The 15,065-nt window shown below is 68.8% G+C and carries 15 protein-coding genes; 11 read left to right on the plus strand and 4 right to left on the minus strand.

Going from position 1 to position 15,065, the window contains the following annotated elements:
- Nucleotides 1–104 precede the first annotated feature (104 nt).
- Genes hemB through AC3B6C_RS12510 form a run of 4 tightly spaced genes read left to right on the plus strand, consistent with a single transcriptional unit; the run spans nt 105 to nt 3,095 of the window.
- Nucleotides 105–1,082, plus strand: coding sequence for a porphobilinogen synthase (gene hemB / locus AC3B6C_RS12495; RefSeq protein ID WP_014925546.1), 978 nt, complete (start codon nt 105–107; stop codon nt 1,080–1,082).
- A 47-nt stretch (nt 1,083–1,129) separates the two neighbouring features.
- Nucleotides 1,130–2,002: a hypothetical protein gene (locus tag AC3B6C_RS12500; protein WP_488372966.1), complete on the plus strand. Its 873-nt coding sequence runs from the start codon at nt 1,130–1,132 to the stop codon at nt 2,000–2,002.
- Entirely contained in the window at nt 1,999–2,433 is a 435-nt protein-coding gene (locus AC3B6C_RS12505) for a hypothetical protein (RefSeq protein ID WP_010842029.1), read from the plus strand. The genes AC3B6C_RS12500 and AC3B6C_RS12505 overlap by 4 nt, the downstream gene beginning before the upstream one ends.
- A complete protein-coding gene (locus tag AC3B6C_RS12510) occupies nt 2,430–3,095 on the plus strand; it encodes a DUF3093 domain-containing protein (protein ID WP_488372967.1) in 666 nt (221 codons plus the stop codon). The genes AC3B6C_RS12505 and AC3B6C_RS12510 overlap by 4 nt, the downstream gene beginning before the upstream one ends.
- On the opposite strand, the gene AC3B6C_RS12515 is transcribed toward AC3B6C_RS12510, so the two are convergent.
- Together AC3B6C_RS12515 and AC3B6C_RS12520 are read right to left on the minus strand one after the other, a co-directional pair.
- The gene (locus tag AC3B6C_RS12515) at nt 3,077–3,781 is read right to left on the minus strand and encodes a hypothetical protein (protein ID WP_488372968.1); all 705 of its coding nucleotides are present in this window, start codon (nt 3,779–3,781) and stop codon (nt 3,077–3,079) included. The genes AC3B6C_RS12510 and AC3B6C_RS12515 overlap by 19 nt on opposite strands.
- 162 nt (nt 3,782–3,943) lie before the next feature.
- Complete coding sequence (locus AC3B6C_RS12520) at nt 3,944–6,028, minus strand: acyl-CoA dehydrogenase family protein (RefSeq protein ID WP_488372969.1); 2,085 nt, start codon at nt 6,026–6,028, stop codon at nt 3,944–3,946.
- Between the two features lie 158 nt (nt 6,029–6,186).
- On the opposite strand from AC3B6C_RS12520, the gene AC3B6C_RS12525 reads away from it, so the two are divergent.
- Nucleotides 6,187–6,882: a TetR family transcriptional regulator gene (locus tag AC3B6C_RS12525; RefSeq protein WP_488372970.1), complete on the plus strand. Its 696-nt coding sequence runs from the start codon at nt 6,187–6,189 to the stop codon at nt 6,880–6,882.
- Between the two features lie 170 nt (nt 6,883–7,052).
- Nucleotides 7,053–8,216 (plus strand): acyl-CoA dehydrogenase, encoded by a 1,164-nt coding sequence (locus tag AC3B6C_RS12530; RefSeq protein WP_010842024.1) that lies wholly within the window; start codon nt 7,053–7,055, stop codon nt 8,214–8,216.
- A gap of 151 nt (nt 8,217–8,367) precedes the next feature.
- On the opposite strand, the gene AC3B6C_RS12535 is transcribed toward AC3B6C_RS12530, so the two are convergent.
- A complete protein-coding gene (locus AC3B6C_RS12535; protein WP_010842023.1) occupies nt 8,368–8,970 on the minus strand; it encodes a YdcF family protein in 603 nt (200 codons plus the stop codon).
- Nucleotides 8,971–9,052: 82 nt separating this feature from the next.
- Entirely contained in the window at nt 9,053–10,525 is a 1,473-nt protein-coding gene (locus AC3B6C_RS12540) for an NAD-dependent succinate-semialdehyde dehydrogenase (protein WP_488372971.1), read from the minus strand.
- Between the two features lie 263 nt (nt 10,526–10,788).
- On the opposite strand from AC3B6C_RS12540, the gene AC3B6C_RS12545 reads away from it, so the two are divergent.
- From AC3B6C_RS12545 to AC3B6C_RS12565, 5 genes are all read left to right on the plus strand, one after another.
- Entirely contained in the window at nt 10,789–11,580 is a 792-nt protein-coding gene (locus tag AC3B6C_RS12545) for an SGNH/GDSL hydrolase family protein (RefSeq protein ID WP_488372972.1), read from the plus strand.
- Nucleotides 11,581–11,664: 84 nt separating this feature from the next.
- Nucleotides 11,665–13,014, plus strand: coding sequence for a glutamate-1-semialdehyde 2,1-aminomutase (hemL, locus tag AC3B6C_RS12550; RefSeq protein ID WP_035717135.1), 1,350 nt, complete (start codon nt 11,665–11,667; stop codon nt 13,012–13,014).
- On the plus strand, nt 13,014–13,640 hold the full coding sequence (locus tag AC3B6C_RS12555) for a histidine phosphatase family protein (protein WP_010842019.1): 627 nt from the start codon (nt 13,014–13,016) through the stop codon (nt 13,638–13,640). The genes hemL and AC3B6C_RS12555 overlap by 1 nt, the downstream gene beginning before the upstream one ends.
- Before the next feature lie 18 nt (nt 13,641–13,658).
- Nucleotides 13,659–14,252, plus strand: coding sequence for a TlpA family protein disulfide reductase (locus AC3B6C_RS12560; RefSeq protein WP_488372973.1), 594 nt, complete (start codon nt 13,659–13,661; stop codon nt 14,250–14,252).
- Entirely contained in the window at nt 14,252–15,064 is an 813-nt protein-coding gene (locus tag AC3B6C_RS12565) for a cytochrome c biogenesis CcdA family protein (protein ID WP_055475262.1), read from the plus strand. Before AC3B6C_RS12560 ends, AC3B6C_RS12565 begins: the two co-directional genes overlap by 1 nt.
- The last annotated feature ends 1 nt before the right edge of the window (nt 15,065 follow it).

Genomic DNA, 15,065 nt, shown 5'->3' on the forward strand with positions numbered 1-15,065 from the left:
CTGAGGCGCCGCCCTGAGGTGCGAGGAGCGCAGCGACGAGCCTCGAAGGGTGTGAGGAGCGATAGCGACGAGCCTCGAAGGGCCCGTGAGACGAAGGAGACGACATGCCACCCGTGATCCGGCCCCGGCGGTTGCGTACCACCCCGGCGATGCGCCGGCTGGTCGCCGAGACCTCGCTCGAGCCGCGACATCTGGTGCTGCCGATGTTCGTCGCCGACGGCATCGCCGAGCCGGTGCCGATCTCGTCGATGCCGGGCGTCGTACAGCACACGATGGAGTCGCTACGCGGTGCCGCGGCCGAGGCGGTCGCGGCCGGCGTCGGCGGACTGATGCTGTTCGGCGTGCCGCGTCCGGAGGACAAGGACGCCACCGGTTCCGGGGCCGACGCCGAGGACGGGATCCTCAATCGGGCCCTGCGCACCCTCGCCGACGATCTCGGGGATGCCACGGTGCTGATGGCCGACACATGCCTCGACGAGTTCACCGATCACGGGCACTGCGGCGTCGTCGACGACCGTGGTCGCGTCGACAACGACGAGACCCTCGAGCGCTATGTCTCGATGTCCCTGGCCCAGGCGCGGGCAGGTGCGCATCTCCTCGGGCCGAGCGGGATGATGGACGGTCAGGTCGCCACCATCCGGGCCGCTCTCGACGCGGAGGGCTTCACCGACACCGGGATCCTGGCCTACGCCGCGAAGTACGCCTCGGCCTTCTACGGCCCGTTCCGGGAAGCGGTCGGCTCGTCGTTGCAAGGGGACCGGCGAACGTACCAGCAGGATGCGGCCAACCGGGTCGAGGCGCTGCGCGAGGTCCGCCTGGACCTCGAGGAGGGCGCCGACATCGTGATGGTGAAGCCCGCGATGAGCTACCTCGACATCGTGCGCGACGTCGCCGACATGAGCGACGTCCCGGTCGCGGCGTACCAGATCAGCGGCGAGTACTCGATGATCTCCGCCGCCGCCGAACGCGGCTGGATCGACCGCGACGCCGCGATCCTGGAGTCGCTGACCTCGATCCGGCGGGCCGGTGCGTCGATCGTCCTGACCTACTGGGCGGCCGAGGTGGCCCAGCGCCTGTCGTGACCGCTCGCGGGGCGCTGGTGGCGATCCCGATTCACTAGGCTGGTCCCATGCCCGAACCGTACGGCCCCGCGCCCGAGTCCGACCCCGGCGCGTCGTCGCGACCGAAGATTCCCGACTCCGTCTCCATCGCCGTCGAACTGTGGGTGGTGGTGATCGTCGGGCAGATCGTGGCGCTGTTCGCGCAGACGGGCACGTTCGTCGACATGATCCGCGATCAGGTGCGCGCGGCACCGCAAGAGGGGGTCCCGCCCGAGCAGGTCGACTTCATGACGTCGTCGGGCTTCGTGATCGGCGTGCTGGTCGTGACCTCGCTGTTCCTGACCGCTATCACCGCACTGGTCGTCTGGTTCACCCGGAAGGGTTACAACTGGGCGCGCGTGGTCCTGTCGGCGATGGGCGTCTACGTCGTGGTCAGCCTGCTGTTCTCGCTGTTCGGCGACACCTCGCCGGTCTGGGCGATGATCCCGCAGGTGATCAGCGGCGTTGCGGCGCTCGGCGCGACAGTGCTGCTGATGCGCGGCGACTCCGAGACGTACTGCCGGGCCATGGCGCAGGCGCGCAAGCCACAACCGATCCACCCCCCGACGCCGCCGTATCCGTATGGCCAGAATCCGTATGGCCAGAATCCGTACGGCCAGAATCCTTACAGCCAGAACCCGTACGAGCAGAATCCTTACGGACAGAACCCATACGGACAGAATCCGTATGGCCAGAACCCGTACGACCGCAGTCCGTATGACCCGAACCCATACGGCGAGAACACGCCGTATGGTGACAGCGAACATCGGGATGAGCGCGTCGGCCCTCATCCCGAGAAGCCCCACTCGGAGCCCGTCCATCTCGAGAAGCCGCGCCCCGAGAACCTGCGCCCCGAGAACTCGGGGTCCGAGAACCAGAACGAAGGACCGAAGAACCAGTGACAAGTCCCGATCCGGCGTTGCGTCCGAAACTCGTCGTCTGGGCCTACCGGTGCTGGCTGGCCTCGGGCGCGCTGCTGATAGCGCTCGGCGCGCTGGTGATCGTCGTGTCCGCGGTCGCCGACACCGGGACCGTCACCTCCGGAGTGCTGGGTGCGATGGTCGTCGTCGTGGGTGTCGCATACATCCTGCTGGGCAGCAAGGCCTACACCGGCGATGTGCGGTGGCGCTCGTCGCTGGCGGCGCTGACCCTGGTCGTCGTGGCCATGCTGCTGTTCCTGAGCCTGGGGATCCAGTTCTTCGCATTTCCCCTGCTCGCTGCGATCGTCGGTCTGTTCGGGTCGTTGCTGGCCTACCGGCCGCCCGCCGAGACCTGGTACACCGGCAAGGAGCCGGACGCTCCGGCCCGCCGGTCCCGCAAGAAGAACACGTGACCTCCGATCCGCCCGCCTCCCAGCCCGACCCCCCGGAACCCGACGCCCCGGACTCCGAAGTCGCGGACTCCGACGTTGCGGACCCGGAAGTAGTCGAACCCGACGCCCCGGAACCCGATGTGGCGGACCCCGTGGAACCGGCGGGGGAGATCTTGTTCGCCGAATCCGGGGGCAGTTGGTGGGTCGTCGTCATCGGTCCGATCCTGGTCGGTGCTGTCCTGGCCCTGGAGATCGCCGGACCCGGTCAGGTGCACTGGCCGGTGCTGGCGATCTTCTTCGTGCTCCTCCTCGGTTTCTCGGTCGTGCAGGTGTCCGCGGCGCGTCGCCATGTCAGCGTCGAACTCACCGAGACCACCCTCCGGCAGGGCGCCGTCACGACCCCGCTCGCCGACATCGAGAAGATCTTCCCGCCCAACCACGGTCACACCCCGGAGGACTGGGAGAGTTCGTCCGCGCTCGGTGAGCTGCACGGAGTACCCAGGCGCCGCAAGGGTATCGGCGTGAAGCTGACCTCGGGGACACTCGCCCAGGCATGGGCCCGGGACGTCGAACGGTTGCGCAGCGAACTCACGCAGGCGCACGAGGCGGTCCGGCTGGGTCTGCCGCCCAGGGGCACCCCGACCACGGGCCGGGACCCCGGGGATCAGGACGTGACCGAGTGACGGCCCGCCCGGCTGTCGCGGTAGGCGCGGCGTCGTAGATCGCCCAGCCACGACGGCGCGAACTCGACGCCTTCGGGCCGGTGCAGGATCGGGTCGAAGTCGACGTCGAGTCCGGTGAGGACGTGGTCGAGTTCGATCCGGACCACGGGCACGAACCGTCGGGCACCCGCTTCCAGGACGATGACGATCGGCTGGTTCCGGCGCAGACGAGCGGCCAGGTCCTCGATCGACACCCCGGAGGAGTCCGACGGCTCGAGGATGCGGGCCCGGATCCAGTACAGCTCTCCGTCGTATCGGTAGGGCGTCAGGCTCGACACCGCGGTGGCCCAGTGCGTCGTCGGGAGCGGCAGGGGCACCCGGCCGGCCAGCGGGGCCGGGCCCGCCAGCAGGAGGTCCCAGGCGCCGGTCGCGTTCGTCGACGGCGAGACGCCACCGCTGCCCACCGTGCCGGGGTCGCTCGCCGGGAACCGGATGGCCACTCCGACGATGTCCGGTAGTCCGCCGGGCGTGCCGATCCCTTTCGACACCCGGACCGACACCGGGCCGCTCCGGAAGGGCAGTGGGTGATCCGCGGACAGTGCGGCGTGACCCCCGCACAGCAGACCGTCGGGGTGGAACACCCGCGCGTGCCGCAGGGCGGCGAGCCAGCGGAACGGGGTCGTGACGAGGTCGGGCAGAGCACTCACATGAGTCCCCTTCCGGATCGGGAGGCGGGCACACGCCGCAGCGGGGCCTCGGCAGCGGCGTCGGCGGCAGTATGCCCGCTCTCCCGACGCTCAAACCCGCCCCGGAACGCAACGCGGCCACCGTCTCCTCGACGGTGGCCGCGATGGTCTGTGGAGCAGGCGTCAGCCGTTCTGCAGCATGGGTGCGCGCAGCAGCTCCTCGGGGACGCCGAACGCGTCGACCAGCGACCGTGCGTGCGGGCGCAGCTCCAGGCAGAGCTCGTTCACGCCGCGGCGGATCGCCTTGGCGCGCTCCACCGAGATGTGCCGGTGCATCAGGAACCAGGACAGGTCGTCCTCCAGCGCCGAATAGACGAACAGGTCGCACACCTTGCCCAGAAGGTCTGCCGCCGAACGGGAATCGCAGTTCTCGATCGCCTCGACGAAGGCCTCGAGCACGACACGCTCGATGTGTGCGTGTCCCACCTTCAGCAGGTGGTCCTGCGCGTTGTTGAACACCTCGAAGGCGTCGTTGTCGTCGTCGAGTGCGCGGCGCAGACGTTGCGCACACGTGCGGACGAGGTGATCCTCGCGATTGCGGAACAGCCGGATCTGCGTGCTGCGGTCGGTGAGGGCCGACTTCTCGGTGTCCTCGTCGGAGCCGTCGAGCAGGGTCTGCACGACCTGCCGGACCGCGGTCTTCTCGGCCACCACGTCACGTGCCATGCCGGCGATGAATCGCACCCAGCCGCCGGCCGAGAGTCCCTGCACGTCTTCGGAATACGCCGACAGCAACTCTTTGGCGATCAGCTGCGTCATGATCGTGTTGTCGCCCTCGAAGGTGGTGAAGACGTCGATGTCGCCACGCATGATCGACAGCTGGTTCTCGTCGAGATAGCCTGCGCCGCCGCAGGCTTCGCGGCTGACGTTGATGGCGTGGGAGGCGTGCCAGGTGGCGTAGGCCTTCAGGCCGGCGGCCTGTCCCTCGAGCTGGCGCTGACGTCCGGCGTCGGAATCGTCGGGGGCGACCGACTGCACCTCGTGGAGTTCGGCGACGATCTCGTTCTGCGCGAACCCGATCGCATACGACTTGGCGATGAGCGGCAGCAGCTTTCGTTGATGGCCCAGGTAGTCCATCACCGTGATCTCGTCGGTGGCGTCGGGTGCCTCGAACTGCTTGCGGATCAGGCCGTAGCGGGTGGCCAGGGCCAACGCCTTGCGGCCGGCGGCACCGGCAGTCGCGGCCACACTCACGCGGCCGCGGATCAGGGTGCCGAGCATCGTGAAGAACCGGCGGTTGGTGTTCTCGATGGGGGAGCTGTAGCTGCCGTCCGCGGCGACGTCGGCGTAGCGGTTCAGCAGGTTCTCCGCGGGGACCCGGACGTTGTCGAACATGATCCGGCCGTTGTCGACGCCGGCGAGTCCGCCCTTGTATCCGCAGTCACTGGTGGTGACACCGGGCAGGTCGTTGCCGTCCTCGTCGCGGATGGGCACCACGAAGCAGTGCACCCCACGCCCTTCGGCCTCCTCGTCGGGTCCGCCGGTGACGAGCTGCGCGAACACGGCGGCGTAGCGGGCGTGTGCGGCGGCGCCGCCGATGTAGTCCTTGCGGGACGACGGGGTGGGGGAGTTGATCACGAACTCGCGGGCATCGCGGTCGTAGGTGGCCGTGGTCTCGATGGCCTGGACGTTCGAGCCGTGGCCGGTCTCGGTCATCGCGAAGCAACCGAGAACGCTCAGATCGATGATCCCGGGCACGTACTTCTCGTGATGCCTTGCGGTGCCGAGGTTCTCGACGGCGCCACCGAAGAGGCCCCACTGCACGCCTGCCTTCACCATGAGCGACAGGTCCGCGTAGCCGAGCATCTCGATGGCGGTGATCGACGCCCCGATGTCACCGCTGCCGCCGTGGTCTTCGGCGAACCCGGCGGCGGCGAAGCCCTGAGAGGCGAGCTCGCGCATCACCTCGAGGGTGTGCGCACGGGCTTCGTCGAGTGTCCGGGACGGGTCCGGCAGCAGGTCCGCGCGATTCGAGTTCTCGCGCACCGTCTCCCTCGTCGTGCGCCAGCGGCCGTCGAGGACGAACCGCAGATTGTCGACCAGCAGGGCCCGCTCGTCCGCGGACAGCTCGTCGTCGGCGGACACCGACGCCGGCGTCACCGGATCGTCGACGGTCGGCTCGGTGGCGATGGGTGTCGGACTCGTCGTCGAAGGGGTCTTCGCAGCAGGGGCCTGTTCGTCGGGACTCGCCGAAGTGGGGGTTGCCATGGCTCCACCGTACGTAGTGGATCGGCGTCGGACCTAGCTTTTGTGGCGCTCGCTACTGACGAGTAAGGAACACCATCCGGTGGACGGGTCGGCGCCGAACATCCTCCTCGGGGCCGGTCCGACGGCCACGTCGCCCGCGGTGTGGTGATACTTGACCCATGTCAGCCGCGGACTCCGATCCGGCCGCGTTCCGCACGCGGGTCGTCGCCGAGTCGATCCGTCTGTTCAGTGAGCACGGGTACGAGTCGACGACCGTCGAGCAACTCGCGGCGGCGGCCGGCATGTCCCGCCGCACGTTCTTCCGGCAGTTCGGGTCCAAGGAAGACGTGATCTTCGCCGACCACGAGTCGTTGCTCGCCCAGGTCGGCGCTCGGCTCGCCGCCGACCGCGATGACCCGTGGCTGGCCGTCTGTGCCGCCGCGGAACTGGTCTTCGGCCACTTCGTCCGCGATCGGGAACTCGCGGTGCGCCGGGCGCAGGTGGTGCAGGAGGTGCCGGCACTGCGAGACCGGGAACTGGTGACCACCTATCGCTACCAGGGGGCGTTCGAGGAGTTCCTGCGCACCCGGCTGCCCGACGAGTCGCCGGTTCACGTCGTCGCCTACGTCGCCGCGGTCACGGGTACCCACAACTTCCTGCTCCGGCAGATGATCCGCGGCGATGCCGAGGCCACGCCGGAACGCCTGCGCGTGGAGCTCGAACGGGTAGCTGTGGCACTCGGTGCCGAACGGGCCGGGGAGGCGTCGAACCGGCGGGCGACACCGGGCAGACAGGTCACCGTCGTGACCTATCCGACGGGGACCTCGCCGGCGGAAGTCGCACGTCGCGTGGCCGAGGAGCTGGGGGAGGGCTGAGCCCCGCGAACGGCCGCGGGACAACCGCCGCGGATTCGGGGACAATCGGCGTGGGAGAGGTCCCGCGCGGTTGACATGGCACTCAGTGCCGTGCTGCACTGGGGATCAACATCTGCCGGTACACGCGTGCCGGGAACGAACAGGCACTCCAGGTGCCGTGAGGAGTTGTCATGGGTTACGGAAATCCCGACTTCAACGTCTTCGAACTCCCGGAAGAGCACATCGCCCTGCGTGAGGCGATCCGGGCGCTCTCGGAGAAGGAGATCGAGCCCCACGCCGCCGACGTCGACGAGAACTCCCGGTTCCCCCAGGAGGCCCTCGACGCCCTCGTCGCATCGGGGTTCAACGCGATCCACGTACCCGAGGAGTTCGGCGGTCAGGGCGGCGACTCGATCGCGGCGTGCATCGTCATCGAAGAGGTCGCCCGTGTCGACGCGTCGTCCTCGCTCATCCCCGCCGTCAACAAGCTCGGCACCATGGGCCTGATCCTCAACGGCTCCGACGACCTCAAGCAGCAGGTGCTGCCCGGCATCGCGTCCGGCGAGGCGATGGCGTCGTATGCCCTGAGTGAACGCGAGGCCGGCTCCGATGCCGCGGGCATGAAGACCCGCGCCCGCAAGGACGGCAACAACTGGGTGCTCAACGGCACGAAGTGCTGGATCACCAACGGCGGCAAGTCGTCCTGGTACACCGTCATGGCCGTGACCGACCCGGAGAAGAAGGCCAACGGCATCTCCGCCTTCATGGTTCACAAGGACGATCCCGGCTTCACCGTCGGACCGCTGGAGAAGAAGCTCGGCATCAAGGGTTCGCCGACCGCGGAACTGTACTTCGAGGACTGCACGATCCCGCTCGACCGCATCATCGGCGACGAGGGCACCGGCTTCAAGACCGCCCTGCAGACCCTCGATCACACCCGCCCGACCATCGGCGCGCAAGCCGTCGGAATCGCGCAGGGCGCACTCGACCAGGCGATCGCATATGTCAAGGACCGCAAGCAGTTCGGCAAGCCGATCAGCTCGTTCCAGGGTGTGGAGTTCATGATCGCCGACATGGCGATGAAGGTCGAGGCCGCCCGCCTGATGGTCTACACCTCGGCCGCCCGCGCCGAGCGCGGCGAGAAGAACCTGGGGTTCATCTCCTCGGCGTCGAAGTGCTTCGCCTCCGACGTCGCGATGGAGGTCACCACCGACGCCGTCCAGCTGTTCGGCGGCGCCGGCTACACCCGCGACTTCCCGGTCGAGCGAATGATGCGCGACGCCAAGATCACTCAGATCTACGAGGGCACCAACCAGATCCAGCGCGTCGTCATGAGCCGCGCGCTGCTGCGCTGATCACCCACACCGCTGGTTGAGAATCACGATCTTGCCCCGTCGGCTTCGGCCGGCGGGGCGAACTGCGTTCCCGCGGTGCCGTTTCCGTCCCGCTGATGGGATCGAATCAGCGGCACGGAATTGGCGACGCGCGAGGGGTGTCCGTGAGGTGCTAGGCGTACGCCGACCGGAACTCGATGCGGGCGCCCTGCTGCCGGGCCGCGTCGCGGAAATTCTTCATCGCGCGTTCCATGTGGAAGCCGTTGGTCACGATGATCGCGCCGTTCGCGCCCATGTGCTTGAGCATCCGCACCGTGTTCTGGGCGTTCTGCACCGTGGAGGTCGACGCTCCTTCGTTGACCATCTGCCACATCGGGATTCCGCGTCGGATGAGGCCGAGGTTCATGAACTGGGCTTCGGTGACCGGGAGCCAGTGGGTGTCGCCGCCGGAGACGATCATGCGGTTGAACGGGTGCTTCTTGCCGAGGTTGGCCGCGACGTCGAGCCTGCGCTTGAGGACATCGGGGGTCTGGCCGAGAACACCGAACTTGGCACCCAGGACGACGATGTAGCGAGTCGGCGGACTCTGCCAGAGGAAGTTGCTGTTTGGGGTGCCGAGTTCGGAGCTGCCGAGGTCCACGCTGCCGAAATCGGTACTGATCGCGGCATTCTGGACGTTCGCGACCGGCTCGGACGGTGCGACGGCGACGGCCACCGAGGCGGCCGTGGCGATCGCGGCCGCGGCAGCCGCGGTCGTGAGGGTTCTACGACGCATGGTGACCGAGTGTAGGGATCAGTACGGCCGTGCAGGTATCAAAGTGGTAACACCTGCATCTCTAGTCACATACGTAACATGCTCAAGTGAGCGCGATGTACTTCACCGAGAGGTACTCGTCGATGCCCTCGCTGCCGCCCTCGCGCCCGATCCCGGACTGTTTGATCCCGCCGAACGGTGCAGCGGCATCGGAGATCACGCCTCGGTTCACCCCGACCATGCCCGAGTCCAGGTGCTCGGCGACCCGCATGCAGCGTTCGAGATCGCGGCTGTAGAAGTACGACGCCAGGCCGTATTCGGTCGAGTTCGCGGCCTCGATGCCCGCGGACTCGTCGTCGAAGGTGCTGATCACCGCGACGGGGCCGAAGATCTCTTCGCGCGTCACCGGGGCGTACGGGTCCACATTGTCGACAACCGTTGCCGGATAGAAGAAGCCGCGTCCCTCCGGGCGTTCACCGCCCAGCCGCACCCGGGCGCCGTCGGCGACGGCCTGTTCGACCGCGTCGGCGACCTTGTCCCGTTGATCGGCATTCACCAGCGGTCCCAGGGTCACCCCGTCGGAGTAGCCGGGCCCCATGCGGACCTCCGACATCTTCGCGACGAGCTTCTCGGTGAACTCCTCGACGACCCCCGCCTGCACCAGGAAGCGGTTGGCCGCGGTGCACGCCTCACCGCCGTTGCGCATCTTGGCGGCGAACGCGCCCTCGACCGCGGCGTCGATGTCGGCGTCGTCGAAGACGAGGAAGGGAGCGTTGCCGCCGAGTTCCATCGAGGTGCGCTGCACGCGCTCGGCGGCCTGGCCGAGCAGGCTGCGGCCCACCGGCGTCGAACCGGTGAAGCTGATCTTGCGAATCCGGTCGTCGGTGATCAACGTCGAGGACACCTCGCCGCTCGACGTGGTGGGCAGGACGGACAAAACGCCCGGGGGGAGGCCGGCTTCGGCGAAGGCCTCGGCCAGGGCGAGCATCGTCAACGGTGTCTCGCGAGCCGGCTTGACGATGATGACGTTGCCTGCCGCGAGCGCGGGACCGATCTTGCGCGTTCCCATCGCGAGCGGGAAGTTCCACGGCGTGATGGCCAGGCACGGTCCGACGGGCTGATGTGCCACCAGGATGCGTCCGTTGCCGGCCGGCGCCGGAGTGAACCGGCCCCCGATCCGGACGGCCTCCTCGGCGAACCAGCGTAGGAACTCCAGTCCGTAGGTGGTCTCGGCGCGACTGTCGGGCAGGGCCCGGCCGAGTTCGAGCGTCATCAGCATCGCGATGTCGTCCGCGCGTTCGGTGAGCAGTTCGAAGGTCCGGCGGAGGATCTCGCCGCGTTCGCGTGGTGCGGTGGCCGCCCAGTCCGCGGAAGCGGCGACGGCGGAGTCGAGCGCAGCACGGGCGTCGGCGACCCCCGCGTCGGCGACCGAGACGAGCGACTCCTCGGTGGCCGCGTCATAGACGTCGAAGGTGGTGCCGTCGGCCGCCGGTGTGGACCGGCCGTCGATCCAGAGACCGGTGGGCACCGCTTCGAGCACTCCCCGCGGGTCGAGAACGTTCTTGTCGCCACTCATCCGAAGCCACATCCTCACATGTCGGTTCTGCCGGTTCGAACCCTACTCCCGGACTCCGATCGACCCGCTGAGCTGCGATGTTGGCGAGTGGTCGGGATGGGGGCGACTATTGCGTCGTGGCGAAACGAAGGCTGTTGGGGACCCTGACCGGACTCGTTGCGGCCGGTGCACTTCTCGCCGGATGCGCCCAGTCGACGCAAATGCCCGCCCAGTCAACGCAAACGGATGCACAGTCGACGCAAACGGGCGCACAGTCGACGGAAATGCCCGCCCAGTCGACGGAAAAGCCCGCCCAGTCGACGGAGTACGTGAACCTCGGCGACAGTTTCAGCGCCGGAACCGGCGTGAGCCCGCTCGAGGAGGACTCGCCCATCTACTGTCAGCGGTCGTCGAGGAACTACGCGCACATCGTCGCCGAGGAAGAGGACTTCGACCTGACCGACGTCAGCTGCGCGGGCGCCGACACCGGTGACTTCCGCGAGTCGCAGCACCAGGGCGTGCCACCTCAACTCGACGCCCTCGACGAGGACACCGATGTGGTGACGCTGATGATCGGTGGCAACGACGAACAGACCTACGGCCGCGCGATCCGGCTCTGCAGCGAACTCGCCGACGTCGACCGCGCCGGTGCGCCGTGCACCGATCGCTACGGACGATCGCTGATCGACCCGGTCGCCGCCGACATCTACCCGGCTGTCCGTCAGGCGCTGCGCGATGTGCGAAACCGGGCGCCGAATGCCCGCATCCTGCTCGCGGGCTATCCGTGGCTGCTCCCGCCGACCGTCGGCTGCTATCCCGAGATGCGGCTCGCCGAAGGTGACGTGCCGATGATCCGCGAACTGCAGACGGCGCTGAACACCTATGGCCGGCGCGCGGCCGAGGACGAAGGGGTGGAATTCGTCGACATGTCGCAGGTGTCCGAGGGGCACGATGCGTGTGCCGGCGACGAGCGCTGGATCGAGCCGATGACCACCTCGGGCCCCGGCGCGGTGCACCCCAACGAGCAGGGGCAGGCGGCGATCGCCGAACAGGTGCGCAAGGCGCTCGCGGGCTAGTCCCCGCACCGCTGGGACGCCGTGCCGACCCCGCTGACCAGCGGGGATTTGGGTCACCCGGTGCCGTTTGGAACACTGTAGGCCGTGACCCCTTCCGCTGCTGCCACGCCTGCTCCCGGAACGGCTGCCTCCGCCGCGCTGTTCACCCGCGCGACGCAGGCCATTCCGGGGGGCGTCAACTCCCCGGTGCGCGCGTTCTCCGCGGTCGGCGGGACCCCGCGCTTCATCGCCTCCGCGGCCGGATGCCGGCTCACCGACGCCGACGGCAACGACTACGTCGACCTCGTCAGCTCGTGGGGTCCGATGATCCTGGGGCACGCACACCCGGCCGTCGTCGAGGCGGTCCGTGAGGCGGCCACCGGTGGCCTGTCCTTCGGTGCGCCCACCGAGGGCGAGATCGAACTCGCCGAGGAGATCATCGGCCGCGTCGACCCCGTCGAGCGCGTCCGGCTGGTGAACTCCGGCACCGAGGCGACCATGTCGGCGATCCGCCTCGCCCGCGGGTACACGGGTCGCGCCAAGATCATCAAGTTCGCCGGCTGCTACCACGGTCACGTCGACGCACTGCTGGCCGCCGCCGGTTCCGGGGTCGCCACGCTCGGCCTGCCGACGAGCCCAGGTGTGACCGGTGCGTCGGCGCACGACACCCTCGTGCTGCCCTACAACGACCTCACCGCAGTCGCCGACGCCTTCGCCGAGTTCGGCGACGACATCGCCGCCGTGATCACCGAGGCGGCGGCCGGGAACATGGGCGCGGTCGCCCCGGTGGAGGGATTCAACGCCGGACTGCGCGACCTCACCCGGCGCCACGGCGCGCTGCTCATCATGGACGAGGTCATGACCGGCTTCCGTGTGAGCCCGAGCGGTTGGTACGGGCTGGAGGGTGTGGCCGGCGACCTCTACACCTTCGGCAAGGTGATGAGCGGGGGACTGCCCGCCGCGGCGTTCGGTGGCCGCGCGGATGTCATGGAACGACTCGCACCGACCGGGCCGGTGTACCAGGCGGGCACGCTGTCGGGGAACCCCGTCGCCGTCGCCGCCGGACTCGCGACCCTGCGGCATGCCGACGTCGAGGTCTATCGCACCCTCGACGCCAACGCCGACCGGCTCGCGACGATGCTGCACGAGGCCCTCTCCGCGGCCGGGGTGGCCCACCGCGTGCAGAAGGCGGGCAGCCTGCTGAGTGTGTTCTTCACTACCGATCCGGAAACGCCGATCGTCGATTACGCCGGCGTCTCCGCCACGGAGACCTGGCGGTTTGCGCCGTTCTTCCACGCTCTTCTCGAGCGCGGCGTCTACGCACCGCCGAGCGCCTACGAGGCCTGGTTTGTGTCCGCGGCGCTCGACGAGGATGCTTTCTCGCAGATCGCCGATGCGCTGCCCGCGGCAGCGCAGGCGGCCGCGACCGCAGCCACACCGGGGGACAACGCCTGATGCACACGATCGTCCACATGATGCGCCACGGAGAGGTCGACAACCCCGACGGCATCCTCTACGGCCGTCTGCCCGGTTTCCGGCTCTCCGCCGACGGCCAGGCGCAGGCGCGCAAGGTCGCCGACACCCTCGCCGACCACGACGTCCGGGCCGTGTTCGCCTCGCCGCTGCAACGCGCGCAGGAGACGGCCACGCCGATCGCCGCCGCGCACGGCATCCCGATCCTGACCAACGACGACCTCATCGAGGCCGAGAACGTCTTCGAGGGCCTCAAGGTCTCGGTCGGCGACGGCGCGCTGAGCAAGCCGCGGCACTGGCCGAAACTGCGGGACCCGTTCACCCCCTCCTGGGGCGAGCCCTACATCCAGCTCGCGCACCGCATGCTGGCCGCGGCCAACAAGGCCCGCGACGCCGCCCGCGGTCACGAAGCCGTCTGCGTCAGCCACCAGCTGCCCGTGTACACGCTGCGCCGGTTCCTCGAAGGTCAGCGCCTCTGGCACGACCCGCGTCGTCGCCAGTGCTCGCTGGCCTCGCTGACCAGCCTCATCTACGACGACGACGCCCTCGTCGACATCATCTACTCCGAACCGGCCGGGTCCTCCGACCCGCTGGCCACCGGTGCGTGAAACCGAAGGTCTGACCCAGTGCGCAAGTTCCTCCTGCCGGCGGTGTTGTCGGCCCTGATCATGCTGATCGCCGGCTGCAGCACCGGCGACGACGCGGTCGCGCAGGGGAACACCTTCCAGTTCGTCTCACCGGGCGGGCAGACCGTCATCACCTATGCGCCCGAGGAGCGCAAGCCGATCGCCGACGTCACCGGCGAGGATCTGATGACCGGGCAGCAGCTGTCCCTGTCCGATCCTCCGTTCGCAGGCAAAGCCCTCGTCATCAACGTCTGGGGATCGTGGTGCGGGCCCTGCCGTGGCGAGGCCGATGACCTCGAGCGCGTCTACGAGCGCTACCGCGCCGACGGCGTGGAGTTCCTCGGCATCAACCTGCGCGACGACCGGGAGTCCGCGAAGGACTTCATGATCGACCGCAAGGTCGGGTATCCCTCGATCTACGACTTCCCGGGGATGTCGCTCGCCGCGCTGACGACGCCCACCTCGGTGGTGCCGACGACGATCGTGCTCGATCGGGAGCACCGCCCGGCGGCGGTGTTCCTGAAGGCGGTCTCGGACGCCGAGCTCGACGAGGTCGTCCAGCGCGTCGCGGCCGAGCCGGCGGGCCCGGTGTGATGAACGGCTCGACCACGATCCTCGCCTCGTCGATCGGCGACACATTCGCCGACACCGTGTCCAGCGGACCGATCCTGCTCGCCTTCGCGGCATGTCTGCTCGCGGGACTCGTCTCGTTCGCGTCGCCGTGCGTCGTGCCGCTGGTCCCGGGTTATCTGTCCTATCTGGCCGGTCTCGTCGGGGCGGAGGCGCCCGCGGTGAAGGTCGGCGAACAGGCCAAGAGCGGCCGGTCGCGGGTCGCGCTCGCCGCCGGCCTGTTCGTCCTCGGCTTCACCGTCGTCTTCGTCGCCGCCACCGCGACCGTCCTCGGCGTGACCAGTACCTTCGTGCTGAATCGTGAACTGCTGCAACGCATCGGCGGGGTCGTCACCATCGCGATGGGCCTGGTCTTCATCGGTCTCATCCCCGCGCTGCAGCGTGAGGTCCGCTTCGAACCGCGTCGGGTCTCCAACATCGTCGGCGCGCCGCTGCTCGGTGCGGTCTTCGCGCTCGGGTGGACGCCGTGCCTGGGACCGACCCTCGCCGCGGTGATCGCCACCGTCAGCGGGACCGAGGGGTCGACGGCGGCCAAGGGCGTGACCCTCATCGTCGCGTACTGCCTGGGACTGGGCCTGCCCTTCGTGATCCTCGCGTTCTCCTCGGCGTGGGCCCTGCGCAGTCTCGGCTGGCTCCGCCGGAACGCCCGCACGATCCAGGTGATCGGTGGCGTCCTGCTGATCGGGGTCGGCGTGGCCCTGCTGACCGGCTGGTGGGACCAGTTCATCGTGTGGGTCCAGGTCCGCTTCGTCACCGACACCCAACTACCGATCTGAG

The sequence above is a fragment of the Gordonia sp. 11cp genome (assembly GCF_057767225.1).

Coding starts and splice junctions, on each gene's coding strand:
- AC3B6C_RS12530 (WP_010842024.1), top strand. CDS start 7,053: ATGGGTTACGGAAATCCCGACTTCAACGTCTTCGAACTCCCGGAAGAG.
- AC3B6C_RS12520 (WP_488372969.1), bottom strand. CDS start 6,028: ATGGCAACCCCCACTTCGGCGAGTCCCGACGAACAGGCCCCTGCTGCG.
- hemB (WP_014925546.1), top strand. CDS start 105: ATGCCACCCGTGATCCGGCCCCGGCGGTTGCGTACCACCCCGGCGATG.
- AC3B6C_RS12565 (WP_055475262.1), top strand. CDS start 14,252: ATGAACGGCTCGACCACGATCCTCGCCTCGTCGATCGGCGACACATTC.
- AC3B6C_RS12525 (WP_488372970.1), top strand. CDS start 6,187: ATGTCAGCCGCGGACTCCGATCCGGCCGCGTTCCGCACGCGGGTCGTC.
- AC3B6C_RS12535 (WP_010842023.1), bottom strand. CDS start 8,970: ATGCGTCGTAGAACCCTCACGACCGCGGCTGCCGCGGCCGCGATCGCC.
- AC3B6C_RS12500 (WP_488372966.1), top strand. CDS start 1,130: ATGCCCGAACCGTACGGCCCCGCGCCCGAGTCCGACCCCGGCGCGTCG.
- AC3B6C_RS12545 (WP_488372972.1), top strand. CDS start 10,789: ATGCCCGCCCAGTCGACGGAAAAGCCCGCCCAGTCGACGGAGTACGTG.
- AC3B6C_RS12555 (WP_010842019.1), top strand. CDS start 13,014: ATGCACACGATCGTCCACATGATGCGCCACGGAGAGGTCGACAACCCC.
- AC3B6C_RS12540 (WP_488372971.1), bottom strand. CDS start 10,525: ATGAGTGGCGACAAGAACGTTCTCGACCCGCGGGGAGTGCTCGAAGCG.